Consider the following 23,653-nt stretch of genomic DNA (forward strand, 5'->3'; position numbering starts at 1 on the left):
TCAGCCCGCGGCCGTGGTGTCGCCGCGCTTCTGGTTCATGCTGGCCCGGATCTCGTCGAGGCGGGCCACGCTGGCCGGGTCGGCGGCCGGTGTGGCGCTCTGCTGCTGCTGCTCGACCGCGGGCTGCGCGGCGGCGCCGCCCAGCTTCTCACCCGCCATGCTGGCCCGGATCTGCTCGAGCCGGGACGAGCCGGCCAGGTCCAGGCTGGATTTCTGCACCTCGAGCATGCGGCCCTCGACCGAGTTGGAGGCCAGCTCGGCACGGCCCATGGCATTCGCATACCGCTGCTCGATCTTGTCGCGCACCTGGTCCAGCGACGGGGTGTTGCCCGGCGCCGCCAGCTGCGACATCGACTCCAGCGATTTCGCCACGGTCTCCTGCATCTTGGCCTGCTCGAGCTGGCTGAGCAGGCGAGAACGCTCGGCGATGCGCTGCTGCAGCACCATCGCGTTGTTCTCGACCGCCTTGCGCGCCTGCCCGGCGGCACCGAGCGCCTGGTCGTGGAGGGTCTTCAGATCCTCCATCGACTGCTCGCCCGCCACCAGCTGGGTGGCCAGGGTCTGCGCGGTCGACTCGTACTTCTGCGCCTCGGCCTCGTCGCCGGCGGCGCGGGCCCGGTCGGCCAGAACCAGCGCCTGGCGCGCCATCCCCTGCAGCTTCTCGACCTCGGTCATCTGCCGGGACAGCTTCATCTCCAGCTGCCGCTGGTTGCCGATCACGGCGGCGGCCTGCTGAACGAGCGCCTGATGCTGCCGCTGGGCATCCTCGATGGCCTGCTGGATCTGGACCTTCGGATCGGCGTACTCATCGATCTTCGCGCCGAAGAGCGCCATCACGTAGTTCCAGCCCTTGACGAACGGATTCGCCATCTCGCGGTATCCCCTCAAGTCGCTCCGTCTGACGCGTCACCGTTTCGAGTTACTTGACGGTGACGCGGAAAGCCCATCGTGTCAGCCCGACGCCAGCGGCGTCACGTGACCTACGGGGGATCTCAGGGTCTCCCCTGGCATCGAGGCTACGCTCCCCTGAGCCCTGCGGCGACATGCACGCAGGGCCGCCCCCTGAGGGGCGGCCCTGCGGTCGAATCAGCATGATCAGGCGGCGTAGACGATGTCCCGCTGCTGTTTGCGGGTCGCGCGAAGTGTGGTCTTCAGCGGCGAATCCTGGCGCACCGAGACGGAAACGTCGGTGGCCTCCTCGTCGAGCGGAACCAGCACGCCTTCCATGTTCTCCGCGATCGCCAGTGTGTTGCTGACTTCACTGAGCAACTCGGAGAGGCGGGCGCCGAGCGCATCACAGATCGCTGCCAGCAGCTCGCTGGACGCTTCCTTCTGCCCGCGCTCGATCTCGGACAGATACCCCAGGCTCACGTTCGCGGCAGTCGAGACCTCGCGCAGCGTGCGGTGCTGTCCCTGCCGGCGCGCCCGAAGTGCGTCGCCGATCACGCGGCGTAGCAGGACCATGGCACCTCCTCCTGCGGGCGGGGCCGCCGGCATACGCCGGAGGCTTCCCGCAACCGTACCTGGCGCGAGCGACACCGACATCCCGCCCCGCCGAATTCCCGGACCCATCGGCCGTCGGCGCTATCGGACAACTCCCGCACGACCGGAAGAATTCCCAGCTCAGACCGGAGCGGCCGCGGTACGCAGGGCGTCCGTCAACAACTGCAGGACGGCCGTCACACTTTCGGTGCGGATGGCCTCCCGGTTGCCGGTGAGGTTGAGCTCACGCACCTCTACCCCGGACGGACCGGCGACCGCCACATACACCAACCCGACCGGCTTGCCGTCCTGCGGCTCCGGGCCCGCGACGCCGGTGGTGGCCACGCCCCAGTCCGCGCCGCAGCGCTCCCGGACACCGGACGCCAGGGCGGCGGCCACGTCCCGGTCGACCGGGCCGCGCTCGTCGAGAAGATCCTTCGGCACGCCGGCGAGCCTGCTCTTCAGATCGGTGGCGTAGACGACCATCCCGCCGCGGAAGACGGCGCTCACCCCGGGGATCTCCACGATGGTCGCGGCGACCAGACCGCCGGTGAGCGACTCCGCCGCCGCCAGGGTCTCGTGCCGTTCGACCAGCACATGCACCGCCGCGGCAGCGGCCACCGACATCTCCACCCGGGCCTCCCAGCTCGTACCGGCCTAGCTCTTACCCGCCGCCCTGCGCAGGCGGAGCGCCTGCAGCACGTAGTCGACTCCGGTGACGACCGTGACGATCAGCGCGGCGCCCATCAGGCATACCCCGACGATCTGTGCTGATTCCGGCACGGGCCACAAATACCAGGCGATGGCGGCGGTCTGCAGTCCGGTCTTCAGCTTGCCACCCCGCGAGGCCGGGATGATGCCGTATCGGATCACCCAGAACCGCAGCGCGGTCACCCCCCACTCGCGGACCAGGATGGCGATCGTCACCCACCAGGGCAGTTGGTCGTACGCCGAGAGCAGCACCAGAGCCGTGCCGGTGAGCGCCTTGTCGGCGATCGGGTCGGCCACCTTGCCGAACGAGGTGACCAGTTGCCAGCGCCGGGCGATCCAGCCGTCCACGAAGTCGGTCGCGGACGCGATGCAGAACGCCAGACAGGCCGCGATCCGCCAATCCGGGTCGGTCATCCCGGACACGACCACGAATGCCACGAACACCGGGATGAGCACGATCCGGATCACGGTCAACGCGTTCGCCGCGTTGTACAGCGACACCACGCGGGGCGCGGGCACCGGAGCCGGCTCGTTGGTCATGCCGTGGGCACCGTGGCAGCCGAGATCATTTCGACCGGGACGGCGATCAGGTCGACACCCTCGGTGCCGGTGACGGTCGCCCGGACCAGGTCGCCGGGGCGCAGCGCGGTCAGGTCGACACCCCGGTCGCCGGCCACCAGTGTGGTGGAGCCGTCCACCTCGGGGGCCTGGTGCTCGGCGCGGCCCTCGATCTCGCCGCTGTCGATCGAGTCGATGAGCACCTCGACGGTGTTGCCGATCCGGTCCTCGGCACGCTGGGCGCAGAGCTCCTCGGCGAGCGCGACGACCCGGTCGTACCGCCGCTTGACGGTGGCCTCGCTGAGCTTGCCGCTCAGGCCGGCCGCCTCGGTGCCGTCCTCGTCGCTGTAGTCGAAGACGCCGATGGCGTCGAGCCGGGCCTCGGTGAGGAAGCGCATCAGCTCGTCCACGTCCTGCTTGGTCTCGCCGGGGAAGCCGACGATGAAGTTGCTCCGGGCGCCGGCCGACGGCGCCAGCTTGCGGGCCGAGTCGAGCAGCTCGAGGAACCGCTCGGTCGAGCCGAACCGGCGCATCCGGCGCAGCACCGGCTCGCTGGAGTGCTGGAACGACAGGTCGTAGTAGGCCGCGACGCCGGGGGTGGTGGCGATCGCCTCGACCAGGCCGGGCCGGGTCTCGGCGGGCTGCAGGTAGCTGGCCCGGACCCGCACGATGCCGTCGATGCGGGCGAGCTGCGGGAGCAGCTTCTCCAGCGCGCGGGGGTCGCCCAGATCCTTGCCGTACGACGTGCTGTTCTCGCTGACCAGGACCAGCTCGCGGACGCCGGACTTGGCCAGCCACTCGGCTTCGGCGAGCAGCTCCTGCGGGTCGCGGGAGACGAACGAGCCGCGGAAGGCCGGGATCGCGCAGAACGCGCAGCGCCGGTCGCAGCCGCTGGCCAGTTTCAGCGAGGCCACCGGGCCACTGTCGAGCCGGCGGCGCAGCACCTTGCGCAGGTGGGCGGGGGTGTGCTCGTCCACGGTCGCGTGCCCGGGGACGACCACCTTGGCGCTCTGCCGCTGCACCGGGGTGATCGGCAGCAGCTCACGGCGGTCCCGCGGGGTGTGCGCGTCGAAGCTCTCCCCGGCCAGCACGCCGTCGAGCCGGGCGGCGATGTCGGTGTAGTCGTCGAAGCCGAGCACCGCGTTCGCCTCGGGCAGGCTCTCGGCGAGCTCCTTGCCATAGCGCTCGGCCATGCAGCCGGCGGCGACGACCTTGGCCCCGGTGTCGGCGGCGGCGAGCAGGGTGTCGATCGAGTCCTGCTTCGCCTTCTCGACGAAACCGCAGGTGTTGACCAGCACCACGTCGGCGCCCTCGGCGTCGGTGCCGACCTCCCAACCACCTGCGTCGAGACGGGCGGCGAGCTCTTCCGAGTCGACCTCGTTACGGGCGCAGCCCAGAGTGAGGAGTGCGACACGGCGGTGGGGTGGCGTTACAGACACTCGCCAAGGTTACCGGGCGGCCCTGCGACAGCCGTCCTCCGGACAGGCGGTCTCTAGCACCAAGTCAGGTTGGCAATACGATTGCCGGGTGAGCGAGAATCTGGACGATCTGGCGGCGGTGTCCGCGCTGGCCGACGGGGTGCGGCGGGCGGCGTACGGGATGGTGGCGACCGCCGGGAACAGTCCGGTCGGCCGGGACGAGGTGGCCGAGTCGCTCGGCATCGGCCGCACGCTCGCCGCGTTCCACCTGGACAAACTGGTGGACGTGGGACTGCTCGAAGTCTCGTACGCCCGCCGGTCCGGCCGAACCGGGCCCGGCGCGGGCCGCCCCGCCAAGCTCTACCGGATCTCCGCCGCGGAACATGCCGTCAGCGTGCCGCCACGCGCCTACCGTACCGCCGCCGAGCTGCTGGCCGAGGCGCTCGAGCGCAGCGGCGCCGACGAGACCCTCAACCGGGTGGCGCTGGCCTACGGGCGGCAGGCCGGACCGGGCTGCCCGGAGGTCACCGAGCTGCTCACCGGGCACGGCTACGCACCGACCGTGGACCCGGAGGAGTCCCGGATCGAGCTGCGCAACTGCCCGTTCCACCGGCTGGCCGAGCAGTTCCCGCCGCTGATCTGCGGCATGAACCTCGCGATGATCACCGGCCTGCTGGAGGGCGCCGGGCTGACCGGGTGGCAGGCGCGGATGGAGCCGGCACCCGGCCGGTGCTGCGTGACCGTCTCTGCGACCTCTAAAAACAAATCTGATTGACTTTAAACCGAGGGACTGGTGAGCTGAGCCCATGACCGACTTCCACCTGGCCCAGATCAACAGCGCCCGCCTCCGAGCCCCGTTGGAAGACCCGTCGATGGCCGAGTTCGTGACCGGCCTGGAGCGGATGAACGCGTTGGCCGACCGCTCACCGGGCTTCGTGTGGCGGCTGATCGGGGAGAACGGGGACGGCACCATCTCCCTTGCCGACCCGCGGACGATCTTCACGCTCTCGGTCTGGGAGTCGGTCGAGGACCTCCGGGCATATGCGTATCAGAGCGAGCATCTCGACTACCTGCGCCGGCGCCGGGAGTGGTTCCTGCCGCACGAGCACTCGGTCTCGCTGGTGCTGTGGTGGATCCCGGCCGGCCGCCGCCCCACGCTACGGCAGGGCATCTCCCGGCTCGGGCGGCTCGCCGCGCAGGGGCCGACCGCGGAGGCCTTCACCTTCCGGCAGGTGTTCAGTCCACCCGCAGGGCAGCCAGCGCCTCTTCCAGCTCGTCCGGCTTGACCAGCACGTCCCGGGCCTTCGAGCCCTCGGACGGGCCGACGATGCCCCGGGTCTCCATGAGGTCCATCAGCCGGCCCGCCTTGGCGAAACCGACCCGCAGCTTGCGCTGCAGCATCGACGTCGAGCCGAACTGACTGGTCACCACCAGCTCGATCGCCTGGATCAGCACCTGGAGGTCGTCGCCGATCTCCTCGTCGATCTCCTTCTTCTTGCTCGGCGGCGCCTCGGTGACGCCCTCACGGAACTCCGGCTCGCGCTGGTCCTTGCAGAACTTGACGACCGCCGAGATCTCCTTCTCGTCCACCCAGGCGCCCTGGATCCGGGTCGGCTTCGAGGCGCCCATCGGGAGGAAGAGACCGTCACCGCGGCCCAGCAGCTTCTCCGCGCCCGGCTGGTCCAGGATGACCCGGGAGTCGGCCAGCGACGAGGTGGCGAAGGCCAGCCGGGACGGCACGTTCGCCTTGATCAGGCCGGTGACCACGTCCACCGACGGGCGCTGGGTGGCCAGCACCAGGTGGATGCCGGCGGCCCGGGCCAGCTGGGTGATCCGGACGACCGAGTCCTCCACGTCGCGCGGCGCGACCATCATCAGGTCGGCCAGCTCGTCGACGATCACCAGCAGATAGGGGTACGGCTTCATCTCCCGCTCGCTGCCCGGCGGCGCCTTGATCTCGCCGTTGCGGACCTTGCGGTTGAAGTCGTCGATGTGCCGGACCCCGTTCGCGGCGAGGTCGTCGTAGCGCATGTCCATCTCGCGGACCACCCACTCCAGGGCGTCCGCGGCCTTCTTCGGGTTCGTGACGATCGGCGTGACGAGGTGCGGGATGCCCTCGTACGCGGTCATCTCCACCCGCTTCGGGTCGACCAGCAGCAGGCGTACCTCGTCCGGCGTGGCCCGGGTGAGCAGCGAGACCAGCAGCGAGTTGAGGCAGCTGGACTTACCCGCGCCGGTCGCGCCGGCGATCAGGATGTGCGGCATCTTCGCCAGGTTCGCCACGACGAACCCGCCCTCGATGTCCTTGCCGAGCGCGACCAGCATCGGGTGGTGATCGGCGGTGGCCGCCCGGGAGCGCAGCACGTCGCCGAGCGACACGTTCTCCGGGTCGGTGTTCGGGATTTCCACGCCCACCGCGGACTTGCCCGGGATCGGGCTGAGGATCCGCACGTCCGGGGACTTCACCGCGTACGCGATGTTGCGGGACAGCTGGGTGATCCGCTCGACCTTGACGCCCGGGCCGACCTCGACCTCGTAGCGGGTGACCGTCGGGCCGCGGGTGAAGCCGGTGACCACCGCATCCACGTTGAACTGGTCGAAGACGCCGGTGAGCGCGGCCATGATCTCGTCGTTGGCCCGGCTGCGGGCCTTCGCCGGTGCGCCGGCACCCAGCAGGTTCGGCGGCGGCAATCGGTAGTCGCCCTTGACCGCCGAGATCTCCAGCTGCTCCGCGCGGGTCGGCAGCGGCGAGTGCTCCGGCGGCTTCTTCCGGGTCGCCGGCACCTTCGGCAGCGCGATGGTGTCGTGCAGGATGAGTTCCTGATCGAAGTCGTCCAGCGGCTCGACCGGCAGCGGCGCCGGATCCGGCTCCGGCTCCGCGAGCGCGCCCTGTCGCCGGCGAGCCGGGCGGCGCGGTTTCGCCGGCGCCTCCTCGTCCTCGTCCTCCGGAAGGACCTCGGCAGCCGGGCGGGTCGCCCGCGAACGCCCGCTCACCAGATCGAGCAGGAGCAGGAAGCGCTCCGGGACCTTCGCGATCGGCGTCGCGGTGATCACCAAGAGACCGAAGACGAAGAGCAGGACCAGCAACGGTACGGCCACCCAGGCGGTGACCGCCCGCTCGAGCATCCCGCCGATCCCGTAGCCGAGCAGCCCGCCCGCCTCGTCCAGGGCCAGATCGTCTGCCGGTTGCCCGGAGATGTGCAGCAGGGCCGCGGTGGCCACCAGGATCGCCGACCAGCCGACCAGGTGCCGTCCCTGGTGCTCCGGGTCGGCCGGCTCGCGCATCAACCGGACCGAGCCGTAGAAGAGCAGCAGCGGCAGGAAGACCGCGAGGCTGCCCAGGAAGAGGCGGATCGCGTCGGCCAGCCAGAGGCCGACCGGGCCCGCGCCCCGGCCCCACAGCGCGACCGCGATCAGGATGCCGAAACCGAGAACGAGCAGGCCGGCGCCGTCGCGGCGGTGCTCCGGCCCGATGTTGCGGGCGCTGGCGGCCTGCCGGCCGGCGCCACGGGCGACCCAGCCGACGCTGTGCGCCAGGCCCATCCAGAGCGCGCCGATACCGCGGCCCACGGCCGCTCCGGTGTTGCTCTTCCTCCGGACAGGCGTACGCCGGGCCGCGGGCTTACGGGCAGCCGGTTTGCGCGCCGGTTGCCGGGCACGGTTGACCGCGGCGCCGCGCGACGCAGACGCGGCGCGGCCCCGGCTCGCCGGAGGAGTACGGCCCGCCATGGATGTCACCGTAGCCGGGCGGGCCCAATCCGCCGAGAAGGCGCACCGTGACAGCTTCTCGCTTTCCAGGCATTTACCATTTCCGGGTGCACCCTCTCAGCAACGACATGATCAAAGCGGCGCTGGACGCGCGGGGCTTCGCGTACTTCGTCGATGCGGACGACGACATCGCCGGCAACTTCCAGGGGAATCTCATCTATTTCTTCCGGCTCGGGGAGCGGAAGGAGATCCTTCAGGTACGCGCGATGATGCAGCACGTCTTCTCGGTCGACGACATCCCGAAGCTCTACGAGTTCTGCAACACGTGGAACCGTGACCAGCTCTGGCCCAAGGCGTACGTGCACGTGACCGACGAGGGCAACGCGGTCGTCGTGGGCGAGGTCACCAGCGACTGGGAGCACGGCGTGACGCCGGAACAGCTCGACCAGGTGCTGCTCTGCGGGATCGCGACCGGCTGCCGGCTCGGCGAGGCGCTGGGCGAGCTCAAAACGGGATCAGGGCCCTCGTAGGAACGAGAGCCCCGACCCCGTACCGGGCCTCGGTCACCTGGCCGGGCGGAGGTTGCGGACCCGGCAGCGGTGGGCCGGGTGGCTTCCACACCCGGCCCACCGATCGCCATCAGCTGACGTTGAAGCCCAGCGAGTACGCGCCCGTGCCCGCCGACGCCACCACGACGTAGCGGTAGGTGCCGGAGCGGCCGGTGAAGCTCAGCGTCTTGTCGCCCGCACCGGTGGACTGGGCGACCGTACGGAACTGGCCCCGGCTGTTGAGCCGCTGCAGTGCCAGGTCGAAGTCCGCCCCCTCGGGAGCGTCCAGGCAGGCGGTGTGGGTGCCGGCCCGGGAGCGGTACGCCCCACCGTTCGGCTGGGCCTGCGCCGAGCCGGCCCGGGTGATTTCACCGTCGCGCTGCACCGGAAGGCTGTCGCAGGCCGACGCCGGGTTCTCCTCCTCGGCAGGCGGTGCGGGCTCCTCGGCCGGCGGCGGAGCGGCCTCGCCGCCACCACTGGTCACCAGGGTCAGGTTCTGCGCTGCCAGCACCTCGTTGAGCGGCTGGAAGAACGTCTCGCCGCCGACCGTGCAGTCACCCGAGCCACCCGAGGTCATGCCCTGGGCCTGGTCGCCGGAGAGCCACGGCCCACCGGAGTCACCGCCCTCGGCGCAGACGTCGGTACGGGTGAGCCCGGTGACCGCGCCCTCCGGGTACCGGACCGTCTGGTTCTTGGCCAGGATCGTGCCGCAGAACGTGCCGGTCGTGGAGCCGGACCGGCAGACCGCGGCACCGACCGGCGCCTCGGTGTTACCGGCGACCGGCAGCTCGTTGCCGCGGAAGTCGTTGACCACGGCGCGCGGCGTCCAGTCCCCGTTCACCGCGACGAAGCCCATGTCGGCCTCGCCCGGGAACACCGAGAACTCCACGGTGCCCTGCGCCTCGTTATTGAAGCCGGTGGTCTGTGCCCCCTCGGCGCCGCAGTGCCCGGCGGTGACGAACCCGCCCTCCACCGAGAAGCCGATCGAGCAGCGGGCCTGGCCGCCGCCGACGTTGATGAAGTACGGGTCGGCGCCGCGCACGTCGAACAGCGGCTTCGGCTGCGCCTTGCTGATCTTCACGGTCACCGTGCTGCCGGCGAGCCCGTTGTTCCGGGCCCAGGACAGCGCCTCCGACCGGGCGCCCGGCTGCGCGACCACGACCACCTTGTTGGTGGCCGGATCCACGTACCAGCCGGTCACGTCGTCGGGGCTGGAGTTCGCCTCGTCCAGCTTCGTCTTCGCCTCGTCGAGCTGCGCCTCGCTGCGTTTCACCAGCACCGGAACAGCGCCCGCGGCGCGTACGTCGTCAGCCGCCCCGGCGTCGGTCACCGCCACCTTGAGGGTGGTGCCGTCCTCGGCCAGCCACGCGCCGCCGAAGTCGCCGCCGGTCTGCGCGGCCAGGGTCGCCGACACACCGCCGGCCCACTCGGCCCGGGCGAGCCGGGTACGCGCCTGGTCGCCGTCGAGCCCGAGGTCGCGCTTCATCGCCGCGAGCAGCTGCGGGGCGACGTCCCCGTCCTTGCTGACCACGGCTGACGACGACCTGTCGGACTCGGTGCCGGCGAGCGACGGCAGGGTGAAGGCCACCGCTGCTCCCGTCGCCGCCAACACCGCCGCCGCTACGGCGATCGGTCTGCGCTGCATCTGGAGAACTCCCTCCGCCACGGGTGCCGTGGGGGCGGCACCGTGCCAGGGAGTACGCAGCCGGATCGAAGATGGTTGAAAAAGACCTCAAACTTCTACAACAGTGGGCACGATCATCGGCCGGCGGCGGTAGGCGTCGTTCACCCAGCGGCCCACCGTACGGCGAACCACCTGCTGCAACTGGTGGGTGTCGGTGATCCCGTCCTCTGCGGACCGGTGCAGTGCCGCGGTCAGCAACGGGACCACCGGATTGAACGCCTCCGGGTCCTCGGAGAAGCCCTTCGCCGAGATGACCGGTTCGCCGACCACCTTGCCGGTGACCGAGTCGATCACCACGGTGGCGGCGATGAACCCGCCGTCGCCGAGGATCCGGCGTTCGGTGAGCAGCGACTCGGAGACGTCGCCGACGGCCAGACCGTCCACGTAGACGTACCGGCTCTTGACCCGGCCGACCACGCGGGCGTGACCCTCGACCAGGTCCACCACGTCGCCGTCCTCACAGAGCACCACCCGGTCGGGCGCGACGCCGGTCTCGATGCCGAGCTGGGCGTGGGCGCGCAGGTGCCGCCACTCGCCGTGCACCGGCATCAGGTTGCTGGGCCGGGTCACGTTGAGCAGGTAACGCAGCTCGCCGGCCGGCGCGTGCCCGGAGACGTGCACCTTGGCCGTCTCCTTGTGGATCACGGTGGCGCCGGCCCGGGACAGCTGGTTGATCACCCGGTAGACCGAGGTCTCGTTGCCCGGCACCAGCGAGCTGGCGAGCACGACGGTGTCGCCGGGCGCGATGGTGATGTGCCGGTGGTCGCCGGTGGACATCCGTCCCAGCGCGCTCATCGGCTCGCCCTGCGAACCCGTCGACATGAAGACGATCTCGTCGGGCGGCAGGTGGGTGGCCTCGTCCAGGCCGACCAGCAGGCCCTCCGGGATGCGCAGCAGGCCCAGGTCACGGGCGATGCCCATGTTGCGGACCATGGAACGGCCGATCAGGGCGACCTTCCGGTCGTACTCCCAGGCGGCGTCCATCACCTGCTGCACCCGGTGCACGTGCGAGGCGAAGCTGGCCACGATGATCCGGCCGCGCGCCTTGCCGAAGATCGAGCTGAGCACCGGACCGATGTCGCGCTCCGGGGTGACGAAACCGGGCACCTCGGCGTTCGTCGAGTCCGACAGCAGCAGGTCGACGCCCTCGGCGCCGAGCCGCGCGAACCCGGCCAGGTCGGTGATCCGCCCGTCCAGCGGCACCTGGTCCATCTTGAAGTCACCGGTGTGCAGCACCAGGCCCGCCGGCGTACGCACCGCGACCGCCAGCGCGTCCGGGATGGAGTGGTTGACCGCGAAGAACTCGCACTCGAACGGCCCGAGCCGCTCGGTCTGGCCCTCCCGGACCGTCAGTGTGTACGGATCCAGGCGCCGCTCGGCCAGTTTCGCCTCGACCAGCGCCAGCGTGAACTCCGACCCGACCAGCGGGATGTCCGGCTTGTGGGCGAGCAGGTACGGCACCGCGCCGATGTGGTCCTCGTGACCGTGGGTCAGCACGATCGCCTGGATGTCGTCGAGCCGGTCCAGAATGGGCGCGAAGTCGGGCAGGATCAGGTCGACACCCGGCTGCTCGACGTCGGGGAAGAGCACCCCGCAGTCGACGACCAGGATCTTCCCGTCGTACTCGAAGACCGTCATGTTCCGGCCGATGGCGCCGAGCCCACCGAGCGGGACGACGCGCAGGGCGCCCTCCGGCAGCGGCGGCGGCGGACCCAGCTCCGTGTGAGCTTGACTCATTCGCCTCTTCCTGTCAGAGCACGATGCCGGCCGCGGCGGCGTCCTGGCGCAGTTGGTTCAATTCCTCAGTACCCGCGTCGACCAGCGGCGAACGGACCGGGCCGGCGGGAAGTCCGAGGGCGTTCAGCCCGGCTTTCACCAGCATCGTCCCGGGCGACCGGAAGATGCCGGTGAACAGCGGCAACGCCTGGCGGTGCAGCGTCAGCGCGGCGGCGACGTCACCCCGCTCGTACGCCTCGATCATGTCCTTGGCGATCGCACCGGTGAAGTGCGTCGAGGTGCCGACCAGGCCGACCCCACCGATCGAGAGCAGCGGCAGCGTGGCCGCGTCGTCGCCGGAGTAGTAGGCCAGACCCGTCCGGGCCAGCACCCAGGAGCTCGCGATCAGGTCGCCCTTGGCGTCCTTCACCGCGACGATCCGCTCGTGCTCGGCGATCCGGCACATGGTCTCGGTGGCGATCGCCGTGCCGGCCCGGTGCGGGATGTCGTACGCCATGATCGGCAGCCCGGTCGCGTCGGCGACCGCCTTGAAGTGCCGCTCGACGCCGGCCTGCGGGGGCTTGTTGTAGTAAGGCGTGACGACCAGCAGCCCGTGCGCCCCGGCCTTCTCCGCGGCGTGGGCCAGCTCGATGGTGTGGGCGGTGTTGTTGGTGCCCACACCGGCCACGACCCGGGCGCGATCCCCCACGGCGTCGACCACAGCCCGCAGCAGCGCGTCCTTCTCCGCGTCGGTGGTGGTCGGGGACTCCCCCGTGGTGCCGCTGATCACGAGTGCGTCGTTGCGCTGCTCGTCGACGAGGTGGGCAGCGAGCCGGGCCGCGCCCGCCAGGTCCAGGGAACCGTCGGCGGTGAACGGGGTCACCATGGCGGTCAGCAGCCGTCCGAAGGGCCGCGGGTCGTGCGTCATACCTGACAACCTATCGGACGGCCCGGTCACACGTAGAAAGCGGTGAACGGGGCCCACGGCACGTTACGCAGGATGCTCCAGACGGCCCAGACCACCATGAATGTGATCATGACGGCGGGACGGATCAAGAGTTGTGGAAGCTTCCACTTGAAGACCGCCCGGCCGGCCCACGCCACATACATGTACAGCAGGAACGGCACCGCGAAGACGAACAGCAGGTGGTGGCGGGCGGCGGCCGGGACGTTGGCATGCAGCAGATACCAAGCGGCGCGGGTGCCGCCGCAGCCCGGGCAGAGGAAGCCGGTGGTGAATTTCAGGATGCAGCTCGGCTCGGCGCCGGCCTCCGCCTCGACCGGGTTGCTGATCAGCGTGTAGCCGACCGCGGCGCCCATGCAGGCCAGCGCGGCGAGCGGGGCGAGCCACATCGGCGACCGGGCGCTGAGCCGCATCGCGAACCGGGTCAGCCGGTCGGGCTGCGGGTAGGTGAGCCACTCCGGCGGCACCGCGGGACCCTGCACGGGTTGACCGGCGAGCCACGGGGGCAGACTCGTCGTGCTCATGGGCGCCACGGTACACCCGGGGGACCCGCCTTCAGCGCGGCCGCGAGCGGGCCGGCGAAGTCACCCCGCTCGGGCGCCGCCACCGCCTCCAGCCCCAGCCAGCCGGCCAGCCGGAACAGCTCGGCGGCGAGCGCCTCGGCCGTCTCGTCCTGATCGGCGGACGGCTCCAGCCAGGCCGCCGGGACCTGCAGGACACCGGTCTTGCGCTCGGCTTTCAGGTCGACCCGGGCGGCGAACCGGTCGCCGAGCAGGAACGGAAGCACGTAATACCCATACAGCCGCTTCGGCTGGGGCACGTAGATCTCGATCCGGTACGCCATGTCGAAGAGCCGCTCGGTGCGCGCCCGCTCCCAGATCAGCGGGTCGAACGGGCTGATCAACGTAGCCACGTCGACCCGCCGGGGCAGCCGGGCCTCGTGATGCAGGTAGGCCGGCGCCTTCCACCCGGCGACCGCGACCGGGCGCAGCACCCCGGCCTCGACCAGCTCGGCGACCGCGGCGCGGCACTCGGCGAGCGGCAACCGGAAGTAGTCGCGCAGCTCCGGCTCGGCGGCGACGCCCAGCGCCCGGGCGGAGAGCTCCACCAAGGCACGGAAAGCCTCCGCCGGCTCCGGGGTCGGCGCGTTGAGCACGGCGGCCGGCAGGACACGCTCGGGCACGTCATAGCGCCGGGCGAACGAGGTCGTCCGCTCGGCGGCGGTCACCTGGCCGGTGTAGAACAGCCACTCCAGCGCCTGTTTCACCACCGACCAGTTCCACCCCCAGTGGTCCTTCGTCCGGGGGGCGTCGTGCTCGATCTCGGCGGCGGTGATCGGGCCCTGGCCACGGACCTCGTCGAGCACCCAGGCCACCAGATCGGGCTGCTCCACGGCGATCCGGCGCATGTTGCCCCAGGCCAGCTCGTGTGCCCGGGCCATCCGCCAGCGGAACAGCGGCTGCAGATCACTGCGGATCAGCGAGGCCTCGTGCCCCCAGAACTCGAACAGCTCGCGTGGCTTGCGGTAGGCGGCCCGCTCCAGCAGCCCGGCCGGATAGGGCCCGAGACGGCTGTAGAGCGGCATGAAATGGGCGCGCTGCAGCACATTGACCGAGTCCATCTGGATCAGATGGAGCCGGCGCAGCACCCGGCGCAGGTGGCGCAGGTCGGTGGCACCGCCCGGCTTGGGGTCGGTGAAACCCTGGGCCGCCAGCGTGATCCGGCGGGCCTGGGCGACGGAGATCTTCTCAACGGCAGCCATCGTGAAAGCAGGTTAGGTCAGGGGTATGACAAAGTTGCCGCCATGGCTCTCGGCTTCGTCCGTCCCGCGCGTCCCGAGGACGCGGAAGAGATCGCGCGCATCCAGCTCTCCACCTGGCGCACCGCCTACCGGCGTATGTTCCCGGCACACGTGCTGGCCAACCTGGACGAGAGCTATCTGGCTCGCGGCTGGACCGAGGCGATCACCGCGCCACCGACGCCGCGCCACCGGGTGCTGATCGCCGTCGAACAGGGCGAGACCGCCACCAACGTGGTCGGGTTCGCCGCCTCCGGGCCGGCCGACGAGCAGGCGCTGGCCCCCGAGGAGCAGCCGCTGCCGGAGCACGTGGCGGCCGTCACCGACCTGCTGATCGAACCCCGCTGGGGCCGGCGCGGGCACGGCAGCCGCCTGCTCGCCGCCGCGGTCGACAACTGGCGCGACGACGGCTTCCGCACCGCGGTGGCCTGGGTCTACGAGGCCGACGAGGTGATGCGCAAGTTCCTCGGCTCGACCGGCTGGGAACCGGACGGCGCCGGCCGTGCGCTGGACGTGGACGACCTGCTCGTACCCCAACTCCGGCTGCACGTGGCGATCGACGGAGAATGAGATCGTGACGAACAATCAGCCGACCTTCGTCTACGACGGCGACTGCTCCTTCTGCACCTCGTGCGCCCAGTTCATCGAGCGCCGCATCCCGACCCGGGCCACGGTGATCCCGTGGCAGTTCGCCGACCTGCCCGCCCTCGGCCTCACCGTCGAACAGTGCGAGGCGGCGGTCCAGTGGGTCGGCACAGACGGCGCCACCGCCGCCGGCCCGGACGCGATCGCGTTGCTGCTGCGCGACGCCGGCCGGATCTGGTCGGTCGCCGGCTCAGCTCTCGGGCTGCGGCCGATTCGCGCCGCGGCCTGGCCGGCCTACCAGTGGGTCGCCGACCACCGCCACCTCATGCCCGGCGGGACAGCTGCTTGCGCGGTGCCGCAGAACCGCCGGCCCCAGGCGGCCCCGGAGAGCTAGAAACCGCAGCGGTACGAACTACCCGGGTACCGCCGCACGACGCGATCCCGCAGCCCCTCCAGGCCCCAGCGCCCCCGCCGGGCTTACTGAGCTTTCGGGGTTGGGGTCAGGGTGGTGCCAGGCCGCTGGTGGCGAGGAATCCGTGGGCGAGTGTGGGCCGGTATTGCATCCGCTTGAGCCGGTTCTTGACGATGTGGAGGAGGTCGTTGGTGCCGCGGCCGGTGTTCGGCGCGGTAGGCGACGAGCCCGACGAGGGACAGTTTGCGGCCGCCGCGGCCGGCGACCGTCACGATCGGGGTGGTGCCTCGCCGGGCCCAGGTCCGGGCCCGGGCTGGTCTCAGCGTGATGCCGGACTCGTCGACGAAGCAGATCCACGCGCCCAGCCTGCGCGCGACTCTTTTACCGCCGGCCACTGATACCGCGTGAAGTGTTCGATGGCCTGCTCGTCGCGTTCGGCGGCCCGGGCGATCGGCTGCTGCGGGGTGTAGCCGGCACGGCGCAGCAGCTCCCACGCCGTGGCGATGCTGACGGTGACCTGGAACATCCGGCCGATCATCGTGCAGACCCGGGCCAGGGTCCACCGCTGGTCCTCGTCCCAGCCGGCCGCGGCCGGGCCCTCGTCCAGCTTGCGGATCAGTTTCTGCACCTGCGCCTCGGACAGCTTGCGGTCCGGGCCCGGCGGACCTTTGGAGGTCAGGGCGTGCTCACCGCCGGCCAGCCAGGCCCGCCGCCACGCGTACGCCGACTTGGCCGAGACTTCCAACTCGGCGGCGACCTGCGGCGCACTCGCACCGGCCGCGAACATCCGCGCCGCCTGCCGCCGCACCTGTTCGCGGCGAGCGCGTTGCTGCGGACCGACCCCGCCCCCGTCCCCGTATCGCATGCCCTAACTAGACACGAGACCCATACCGCCTGGAATCACTCAAAGCGACGATGTGGACACGAGAGTGACCCCGACTCCAGAAGCTCAGTAAGCATTCCGTCCAGCTGCCCCTGAGGGCTGTTCCCAGGCCCACAAACAGCCCCGGAAGCCAGCCAGACAGATCCAGCTGGCCCTGACGGTCGTTTGCGGGTCTCGCAGACAGCCCTGTGAGCCAGCCGGACGATCCGGCTGGTGGTGAGGGCTGTTCTCGTGGCCCGGGAGCAGCCCGGTTGACCAGCTGGAGAAATGCTTACGCCCGGCGGCCGCGTTGGAGGGCCGGCACCGCTGCCGGCTCGCGTGGGAGAGCGGGTTCGGTCACGATCGGCGGGAACGGCCACACCCGTACCGAAAAGTCAGCCGGTGCGTTCTGGCATGGTCTCCACCGTGCGGCGCAGCCGCAGTTTCTCGAGCGGCAGGAAGCTGGCCATCGCGACCAGGTGCGGCGCGAACGAGATGGTGATCGTCGAGAACGTGATCACGTGGAACGAGTAGAAGAACGCCACGACCCAGCCGCGCCAGCGCGGCGGCACCACGAAGATCAGTGGGCTGAGCAGCTCGAACGCGATGATGCCGCATTGCGCCAGGATGAGCAGGTACGGGACGCCGGCGATCAGGTCGGCCAGTTCGGTGCCGCGGCGGATGATCGCCTGGGCGAGCACCCCGCTGGTGACCCATTCCAGGCCGCCGAACCGCAGCTTGGCGATCGCGGCCAGGAAGTAGGTGCAGATCACCGCGATCTGGGTGACCCGCAGTGCCCAGCCGCCGGCCTCGGTCAGCGTCCGGTCGCCGTGCCGGGCGCGGCCGACCGTGGGCAGCACCGCCAGGGCGACGAGCAGACCGACCCGGTCGTGATCGACCTTGCCGTAGCTCATCGCGATGATCATCCACTCGAAGTAGAGCAGGAAGACCGGCCAGCCGAGCAGGCGTGGCGCGCGTCCGCTCGCGGCCGCCAGTGAGAGCCCGATCAGCGCCCAGAAGATGCCGTTGACCAGCAGCGGGCCGGGCGTCGGCAGCGGCAGCAGACGGCCGATGAAAAGCGGTTCGTAGAGGTCGCCGGGGGTGTTCGCGTGCGACCGCACCCAGGGCGTGAAGACAACCAGGTCAAGAGCGACGAAAAGATAGACCAGGGTACGGAAGGACGCGATCCGCCCCTTCGGCACCGGCTCGGTCAGCCAGCGGGTGACAGTGTTCACGGCCGGATCCAATCCGCGATGATCTCGTCCCGGTGGGTGCCGGTCGGGCGGGCGTCCTCGATGCCGTGCCAGCGGATGACGATCCGCACCTCGCGCAGCGCCGGGGCGTTCGGGGTGTGCTCCGCGTACGCCTCGGCGATCCGGCTCAGCCGGGACGGATCCGCCTGGTAGTCGGCCTGCTGGCCCTCGATCTCGGCCCGCCGGATCCCGCTGTTCGCCTCGTTGATCACGACGGTCCGGCCGGTTTCGTCCACACCCTCGACCCGGGTGTCCTTGGCGTCGCCGTTCGGGTCGGGCGACGTCGAGTACATCCGGAAGGGGCCGAACGGGAAGTGGTCGTCCTGGCCGAAGAAGGTCCCGGCCAGGAGCAGGGTGAAGACGGCGATGGTCGCCAGGACCCGCACCCGCCGGCCGGTCGTCGTCAGTTCAGTCACCGCGACAATGTAGCCGGGCCCTTCCTTCACATAGACGGGTCAGTCGAGCAGGGGGTCCAGGCCGATGGTCAGACCCGGGCGCTTGACCACATTGCGCACGGCCAGCAGCACTCCGGGCATGAACGACGACCGGTCCAGCGAGTCGTGCCGGATGGTCAGCGTCTCCCCGGTGGTGCCGAACAGCACCTCCTGGTGTGCGACCAGACCGGCCGCCCGGATCGAGTGCACGCGGACCCCGTCGATGTCGGTGCCGCGGGCGCCGAGCTGCTCCTCCTTGGTCGCATCCGGCATCGGGGCGCAACCGGCCGCGGCCCGCGCCTCGGCGATCACCTTGGCGGTGTGCATCGACGTGCCGCTGGGCGCGTCGAGCTTGCGCGGGTGGTGCTGCTCGATGATCTCGACCGAGTCGAAGTAGCGGGCCGCACGGGCCGCGAACTGCATCATCAGCACCGCGCCGATCCCGAAGTTGGGCGCGATCAGGACGCCGGCCTCGGGTTTGCGGGCGAGCCAGCCGCGCACCCGGTCGAGCCGCTGCTCGGTGAAGCCGGAGGTGCCGACGACCACGTGGATGCCCTGCTCGATGGCCCAGTGCAGGTTGTCCATCACCACGTCGGGGCTGGTGAAGTCGACGAGCACCTGGGCACCCGCGTCGGAGGCGTTGAACAGCCAGTCCCCCTGGTCGATCATCGCGACCAGCTCGAGGTCGTCGGCGGCGTCGACCGCCTTGCAGACCTCGAGGCCCATCCGGCCACGGGCACCGAGGACACCGACACGAATAGCTTCAGTCACACCGTCAACCTAACGTACGGCGGCGGACCGCCCGCCACCGCTCGGCGAGCCCCACGACGATGAAGACAAGGCCGACGTACAGCCATCCGACCAGCACGTCGATCACCCAGTGCTCGGCCGTGTAGACCAGCGTGAAGGTCATCGAGAGCGGGTAGGCGAACAGCAGCGGCCACCACCGCTTGCGGATCATCGGCAGGAAGAACACGACCGACATGAAGGCGAACGCGGTGTGCAGCGAGGGCATCGCGGCGACCGGGTTCGACGCCTCGATCTGCAGCGCGTTGAGGGTGTTGCCGGCGCCCTCCAGCCCGATCGCCTTCCAGCCGTTGGTGGAGATCCGGACCGCCTCGATCAGCGAGCCGTGCTCCTTCTCGGCGGCCCACCACGGCGGGGCGGCCGGGTAGAGGAAGTAGGTGATCAGGCCGAACACGCAGAGCATGAACCAGCGGCGCATGAACCGGGCCCACTGCGGGCGGCTCTGCATCCAGAGCACCACGGCGATGGTCGGCATGGTCAGGAAGTGCGAGAAGTAGACGAGCGAGACGACCACCTCCCACCACTGGACCACGCCGGGCTGGTAGAGGTGCTCCTGGAGCCACTCGGTCGGGACGACCCCGAACATCCACCGGTCGAAGGCGATCAGCTCGGTGACGTGCGGCTCGAAGAAGCGGTCGGCGAAGCCGCGGGAGACGTTGTAGATGACCAGCAGCAGGCAGATCGGCAGCCAGTCACGAAGAAACCGCAGATGGGTACGCCACGGCTCGTAGTTGCGCCACGCGATGGTCGCCAGCCAGAGCCAGCCGAAAGCGATCAGCGGGTCGCTCGTCGGCACGCCCACGAAGTACACCCCGACGGCGAAGACCACCGCCCAGATCAGCATCCCGATGATCCGCCGCTTCCGGAGCTCCGGTGGCGGCGGGGTGGCGGGGGTCTCGGGCGGGGTCTCCAGCGTTGTCACGGGGTCCAAGGGTAACTACGTGGGCAACTCGGCCTCGTCGAACGGTCCCACCACGGCCAGCGAACGCTCACCCGAGAACAGGTCGGCCGCGACCGCGTTGACCTCCTCCACGGTGACCGCATCGACCCTGGCGAGCAGCTCGTCGACGCCCATCAGGTCGCCGTGCAGCAGTTCCGACTTCGCGAGCCGGCTCATCCGGGAACCGGTGTCCTCCAGGCCGAGCACGTACGAGCCCTTCACCATGCCCTTGCCGCGGAGCAGCTCGTCGGCGCTGATGCCCTTGGCGGCGACCCGGTCGAGTTCGCCCCGGATCAGGTCGAGCACCTCGGCCGCCTTCGCCGGGGCGCAGCCCGCGTAGACGCCGACCAGGCCGGAGTCGGCGTACTGGCCGGCGTACGAGTACACCGAGTAGGCCAGGCCGCGCTTCTCCCGGATCTCCTGGAACAGCCGGCTCGACATGCCACCGCCGAGCACGTTGTTGAGCACGCCGAGCGCGAACCGGCGCTCGTCGTGCCGGCCCAGTCCGGTGCCGCCCAGCACGATGTGGGCCTGCTCGGTGTCGCGGTGCAGCACGACGTTGCGGGGCTTCTGTACGCGTACCCTCGTGGTCGCCGACCTCGGCTCGGCCGGCGCCGCCGGCGCGGTGTCCAGCGGGGTCCCGGCCAGCGCCTTGCGGACCAGCCTGACCACCAGCGCATGGTCCAGGTTCCCGGCCGCGGCGACCACGATCTGCGGTGGCGTGTAACGCCGCCGGTAGAAACCGTTGATCTGGCTGCGGGTCATCGGCGTGATCGAGCCGGGCGTGCCGGAGATCAGCCGGCCCAGCGGGTGATTGCCGTAGATCGCCTCGGCGAAGACGTCGTGCACCTCGTCACCGGGCTCGTCCTCGTGCATGGCGATCTCTTCGAGGATGACGCCGCGCTCGGTCTCCACGTCCGCCGGGTCGAGCAGCGAGTCGGCCACCGCGTCCACCATCACGTCCACCGCGAGCGGCAGATCGGCGTCGAGCACCCGCGCGTAGTAGCAGGTGTACTCCTTCGTGGTGAAGGCGTTCGTCTCGCCACCGACCGCCTCGATCTCGGCGGAGATGTCCAGGGCGGTGCGCTTGTGGGTGCCCTTGAAGAGCAGGTGCTCCAGGAAGTGCGAGGCGCCGTGGAGGGACGGTGACTCGTCCCGGGAGCCGATCCCGACCCAGATCCCGAGCGAGGCGCTGCGGGTGGTCGGGATCGCCTCGGTGATGATGCGCAGGCCGCTCGGCAGGGTGGTCTTCTTGACGCCGCCGCCGAGCGCCCTGGTGACGACGCGGGCCGGCCCTCCGGCCGGCCCGCTGGAAAGCGTTGTCACTTAGTCGCGACGCTCGCCGCGGTCGCCGCCGGACGAACGCGACCGGCGCCGGCGGGGCTCGCCGCCACCCTCACCGCGGGGAGCGCGCTCCTCGCGGGGCGGGCGACCACCCTCGGAAGCGGCCGGCGCGGCCGGGGCCTCCTCGCCCTCCGGGCGGACCTTGTCCAGGTAGATCTTGCCGCGCTGGTCGATGTCCGCGATCGACACCTCGACCTTGTCGCCGACGTTGAGGAAGTCCTCGACCTTCTCGACCCGCTTGCCGTCGCCCACCTTGGAGATGTGCAGCAGGCCGTCACGGCCGGGCAGCAGCGAGACGAACGCGCCGAACGCGGCCGTCTTCACCACGGTGCCGAGGAACTTGTCGCCGACCTTCGGCAGAGTCGGGTTGGCGATCGCGTTGATCCGCTCGACCGCGGCCTCGGCGGCCGGGCCGTTGGTCGCGCCGACGTAGATCGTGCCGTCGTCCTCGATCGAGATGTCGGCGCCGGTCTCGTCCTGGATCGCGTTGATCGTCTGGCCCTTGGGGCCGATGACCATACCGATCTTGTCGACCGGGATCTTCACGCTGGTGACGCGAGGTGCGTACTCGCTCATCTCGGCCGGGGCCTCGATCGCCGCGTTCATCACGCTGAGGATCGTCGCCCGGGCGTCGTGCGCCTGGGAGAGCGCGCCGGCCAGCACGTCCGACGGGATGCCGTCGAGCTTGGTGTCCAGCTGCAGGGCGGTGACGAACTCGCTGGTGCCGGCGACCTTGAAGTCCATGTCGCCGAACGCGTCCTCGGCGCCGAGGATGTCGGTGAGAGCGACGTACTCCGTCTTGCCGTCGACCTCGTCGGAGATCAGGCCCATCGCGATACCGGCGACCGGGGCCTTCAGCGGCACACCCGCGGAGAGCAGGGCCAGCGTCGAGGCGCAGACCGAGCCCATCGAGGTCGAGCCGTTGGAGCCGAGGGCCTCGGAGACCTGACGGATCGCGTACGGGAACTCCTCGCGCGACGGCAGCACGGGCACCAGGGCCCGCTCGGCCAGCGCGCCGTGGCCGATCTCGCGGCGCTTCGGCGAGCCCACCCGGCCGGTCTCACCGGTCGAGTACGGCGGGAAGTTGTAGTTGTGCATGTAGCGCTTGGTCTTCTCGGGGGCGAGAGTGTCCAGCGACTGCTCCAGGCGCAGCATGTTCAGGGTGGTGACGCCCAGGATCTGGGTCTCGCCACGCTCGAACAGCGCGGAGCCGTGCACCCGCGGCAGCACGCCGACCTGCGCGGTCAGCGGACGGATGTCACGCGGGCCGCGGCCGTCGATGCGGACCTGCTCGCGCAGCACCCGCTGCCGGACCTCGGACTTGGTGATCGAGCGGAAAGCCGCGCTGATCTCCTTCTCCCGGCCCTCGAACCGCTCGTCGAGCAGCTCGTGCGCCTTCGCCTTGACCAGGTCGAGGGCTTCCTCGCGCTCCTGCTTGCCGGCGATCTTCAGCGCCTCGGCGACCTCGGCGCGAACGGCCTCGGAGACGGCCGACTGCACGTCGTCCTGGTAGTCCAGGAAGACCGGGAACTCGGCGACCGGCTTGGCGGCGACCTCGGCCAGCTCGCTCTGCGCGCGGCACAGCTCGCGGATCGCGGGCTTGGCGGCCTCCAGGCCGCTGGCGACGACCTCCTCGGTCGGCGCGGTGGCGCCGGCCGAGATCAGCTTGATCGCGTGCGGGGTGGCCTCGGCCTCGACCATCATGATCGCGACATCGCCCTCGGCGGTCACACGACCGGCGACGACCATGTCGAAGGTGGCCCGCTCGAGCTCCTCGAGGGTCGGGAAGGCGACCCACTGGCCCTCGACGTGCGCGACGCGGGTCGAGCCGACCGGGCCGCTGAACGGCAGGCCGGACAGCTTGGTCGACATCGAGGCGGCGTTCATCGCAACCACGTCGTACGGGTGGGCCGGGTCGAGCGCGAGCACGGTCTCGACGACCTGGACCTCGTTGCGCAGGCCCTTGGTGAACGACGGGCGCAGCGGCCGGTCGATCAGGCGGCAGGTGAGGATGGCGTCCTCGCTGGGACGGCCCTCACGCCGGAAGAACGAGCCGGGGATGCGGCCCGCCGCGTACATCCGCTCCTCGACGTCCACGGTCAGCGGGAAGAAGTCGAAGTGCTCCTTCGGCTGCTTGCTGGCGGTGGTGGCGGAGAGGACGGTGGTGTCGCCCAGCTGGACGATCACCGAGCCGGCGGCCTGCTGTGCGAGGCGGCCGGTGGAGAAGACGATCTCCCGGGTGCCGAACGATCCGTTGTCGATGACGGCGGTGCGGGTTTCGGTGCCGAGAGCGTTGTTCTGCTCTGTCATGAAGTGCGGTACTCCTTCGTCGAGGACCCGGCGGTCTACAGCGCGGTTCAGAAGGCCGGTCTTCGATCGAAGTACCCAGGAGAGATGTGCCTGGGAACCACTACCGAGGACCGGTGCTG

Annotated in this window: 23 protein-coding genes; 5 read left to right on the top strand and 18 right to left on the bottom strand. The window is 70.5% G+C overall.

Features of this window, described 5'->3' with window-relative positions:
* From OHA21_RS32300 to rimO, 5 genes are all read right to left on the bottom strand, one after another.
* Positions 1 to 870 (bottom strand): PspA/IM30 family protein, encoded by an 870-nt coding sequence (locus OHA21_RS32300; RefSeq protein WP_328461360.1) that lies wholly within the window; start codon positions 868 to 870, stop codon positions 1 to 3.
* Positions 871 to 1,095: 225 nt separating this feature from the next.
* Complete coding sequence (locus OHA21_RS32305) at positions 1,096 to 1,464, bottom strand: helix-turn-helix domain-containing protein (protein WP_328461361.1); 369 nt, start codon at positions 1,462 to 1,464, stop codon at positions 1,096 to 1,098.
* A 159-nt stretch (positions 1,465 to 1,623) separates the two neighbouring features.
* Positions 1,624 to 2,109 carry a CinA family protein gene (locus tag OHA21_RS32310; protein ID WP_328478653.1) on the bottom strand — a complete coding sequence of 162 codons (486 nt, stop codon included), beginning with the start codon at positions 2,107 to 2,109 and terminating at the stop codon, positions 1,624 to 1,626.
* Between the two features lie 30 nt (positions 2,110 to 2,139).
* A complete protein-coding gene (gene pgsA, locus OHA21_RS32315) occupies positions 2,140 to 2,733 on the bottom strand; it encodes a CDP-diacylglycerol--glycerol-3-phosphate 3-phosphatidyltransferase (protein WP_328461363.1) in 594 nt (197 codons plus the stop codon).
* Positions 2,730 to 4,190: a 30S ribosomal protein S12 methylthiotransferase RimO gene (gene rimO, locus OHA21_RS32320; protein ID WP_328461365.1), complete on the bottom strand. Its 1,461-nt coding sequence runs from the start codon at positions 4,188 to 4,190 to the stop codon at positions 2,730 to 2,732. Before rimO ends, pgsA begins: the two co-directional genes overlap by 4 nt.
* Before the next feature lie 88 nt (positions 4,191 to 4,278).
* Between rimO and OHA21_RS32325 the strand changes: the two genes are divergently transcribed.
* On the top strand, positions 4,279 to 4,944 hold the full coding sequence (locus tag OHA21_RS32325) for a helix-turn-helix transcriptional regulator (protein ID WP_328461367.1): 666 nt from the start codon (positions 4,279 to 4,281) through the stop codon (positions 4,942 to 4,944).
* Positions 4,945 to 4,975: 31 nt separating this feature from the next.
* Entirely contained in the window at positions 4,976 to 5,455 is a 480-nt protein-coding gene (locus tag OHA21_RS32330) for a DUF3291 domain-containing protein (protein ID WP_328461369.1), read from the top strand.
* Here OHA21_RS32330 and OHA21_RS32335 read toward each other — a convergent pair.
* A complete protein-coding gene (locus OHA21_RS32335; RefSeq protein ID WP_328461371.1) occupies positions 5,406 to 7,898 on the bottom strand; it encodes an FtsK/SpoIIIE family DNA translocase in 2,493 nt (830 codons plus the stop codon). The genes OHA21_RS32330 and OHA21_RS32335 overlap by 50 nt on opposite strands.
* 86 nt (positions 7,899 to 7,984) lie before the next feature.
* Here OHA21_RS32335 and OHA21_RS32340 point away from each other — a divergent pair, with 86 nt between their 5' ends.
* The gene (locus OHA21_RS32340) at positions 7,985 to 8,407 is read left to right on the top strand and encodes a YbjN domain-containing protein (RefSeq protein ID WP_328461373.1); all 423 of its coding nucleotides are present in this window, start codon (positions 7,985 to 7,987) and stop codon (positions 8,405 to 8,407) included.
* A gap of 109 nt (positions 8,408 to 8,516) precedes the next feature.
* On the opposite strand, the gene OHA21_RS32345 is transcribed toward OHA21_RS32340, so the two are convergent.
* The 5 genes from OHA21_RS32345 to OHA21_RS32365 all read right to left on the bottom strand — a co-directional run bounded on the left by OHA21_RS32345 (position 8,517) and on the right by OHA21_RS32365 (position 14,551).
* Positions 8,517 to 10,070 carry a S1 family peptidase gene (locus OHA21_RS32345; RefSeq protein WP_328461375.1) on the bottom strand — a complete coding sequence of 518 codons (1,554 nt, stop codon included), beginning with the start codon at positions 10,068 to 10,070 and terminating at the stop codon, positions 8,517 to 8,519.
* 87 nt (positions 10,071 to 10,157) lie between these two features.
* Positions 10,158 to 11,846, bottom strand: a complete 1,689-nt coding sequence (locus tag OHA21_RS32350; protein ID WP_328461377.1) for a ribonuclease J — start codon at positions 11,844 to 11,846, stop codon at positions 10,158 to 10,160.
* Between the two features lie 13 nt (positions 11,847 to 11,859).
* Positions 11,860 to 12,753 carry a 4-hydroxy-tetrahydrodipicolinate synthase gene (gene dapA / locus OHA21_RS32355; RefSeq protein ID WP_328461379.1) on the bottom strand — a complete coding sequence of 298 codons (894 nt, stop codon included), beginning with the start codon at positions 12,751 to 12,753 and terminating at the stop codon, positions 11,860 to 11,862.
* Positions 12,754 to 12,779: 26 nt separating this feature from the next.
* Positions 12,780 to 13,313, bottom strand: a complete 534-nt coding sequence (locus OHA21_RS32360) for a DUF2752 domain-containing protein (RefSeq protein ID WP_328461381.1) — start codon at positions 13,311 to 13,313, stop codon at positions 12,780 to 12,782.
* Entirely contained in the window at positions 13,310 to 14,551 is a 1,242-nt protein-coding gene (locus OHA21_RS32365) for a winged helix-turn-helix domain-containing protein (RefSeq protein WP_328461383.1), read from the bottom strand. The genes OHA21_RS32360 and OHA21_RS32365 overlap by 4 nt, the downstream gene beginning before the upstream one ends.
* A gap of 42 nt (positions 14,552 to 14,593) precedes the next feature.
* Between OHA21_RS32365 and OHA21_RS32370 the strand changes: the two genes are divergently transcribed.
* Complete coding sequence (locus tag OHA21_RS32370) at positions 14,594 to 15,157, top strand: GNAT family N-acetyltransferase (RefSeq protein ID WP_328461384.1); 564 nt, start codon at positions 14,594 to 14,596, stop codon at positions 15,155 to 15,157.
* A 4-nt stretch (positions 15,158 to 15,161) separates the two neighbouring features.
* Positions 15,162 to 15,566 carry a thiol-disulfide oxidoreductase DCC family protein gene (locus OHA21_RS32375; RefSeq protein ID WP_328461386.1) on the top strand — a complete coding sequence of 135 codons (405 nt, stop codon included), beginning with the start codon at positions 15,162 to 15,164 and terminating at the stop codon, positions 15,564 to 15,566.
* Positions 15,567 to 15,903: 337 nt separating this feature from the next.
* Here OHA21_RS32375 and OHA21_RS32380 read toward each other — a convergent pair whose 3' ends face one another.
* The 7 genes from OHA21_RS32380 to OHA21_RS32410 form a co-directional block, all read right to left on the bottom strand.
* Positions 15,904 to 16,449, bottom strand: coding sequence for a winged helix-turn-helix domain-containing protein (locus OHA21_RS32380; RefSeq protein WP_328461388.1), 546 nt, complete (start codon positions 16,447 to 16,449; stop codon positions 15,904 to 15,906).
* Positions 16,450 to 16,841: 392 nt separating this feature from the next.
* Positions 16,842 to 17,681: an MFS transporter permease gene (locus tag OHA21_RS32385; protein ID WP_328461390.1), complete on the bottom strand. Its 840-nt coding sequence runs from the start codon at positions 17,679 to 17,681 to the stop codon at positions 16,842 to 16,844.
* Positions 17,678 to 18,115, bottom strand: coding sequence for a hypothetical protein (locus OHA21_RS32390; protein ID WP_328461392.1), 438 nt, complete (start codon positions 18,113 to 18,115; stop codon positions 17,678 to 17,680). Before OHA21_RS32390 ends, OHA21_RS32385 begins: the two co-directional genes overlap by 4 nt.
* Positions 18,116 to 18,154: 39 nt before the next feature.
* Positions 18,155 to 18,904, bottom strand: a complete 750-nt coding sequence (gene dapB, locus OHA21_RS32395; protein ID WP_328461394.1) for a 4-hydroxy-tetrahydrodipicolinate reductase — start codon at positions 18,902 to 18,904, stop codon at positions 18,155 to 18,157.
* A 4-nt stretch (positions 18,905 to 18,908) separates the two neighbouring features.
* The gene (locus tag OHA21_RS32400) at positions 18,909 to 19,853 is read right to left on the bottom strand and encodes a phosphatase PAP2 family protein (protein ID WP_442875186.1); all 945 of its coding nucleotides are present in this window, start codon (positions 19,851 to 19,853) and stop codon (positions 18,909 to 18,911) included.
* 24 nt (positions 19,854 to 19,877) lie between these two features.
* A complete protein-coding gene (locus OHA21_RS32405) occupies positions 19,878 to 21,206 on the bottom strand; it encodes a M16 family metallopeptidase (RefSeq protein ID WP_328461396.1) in 1,329 nt (442 codons plus the stop codon).
* Positions 21,207 to 23,534: a polyribonucleotide nucleotidyltransferase gene (locus OHA21_RS32410; protein WP_328461398.1), complete on the bottom strand. Its 2,328-nt coding sequence runs from the start codon at positions 23,532 to 23,534 to the stop codon at positions 21,207 to 21,209.
* Positions 23,535 to 23,653: the final 119 nt, after the last annotated feature.

The sequence above is a fragment of the Actinoplanes sp. NBC_00393 genome (assembly GCF_036053395.1).
Taxonomy (GTDB): domain Bacteria; phylum Actinomycetota; class Actinomycetes; order Mycobacteriales; family Micromonosporaceae; genus Actinoplanes.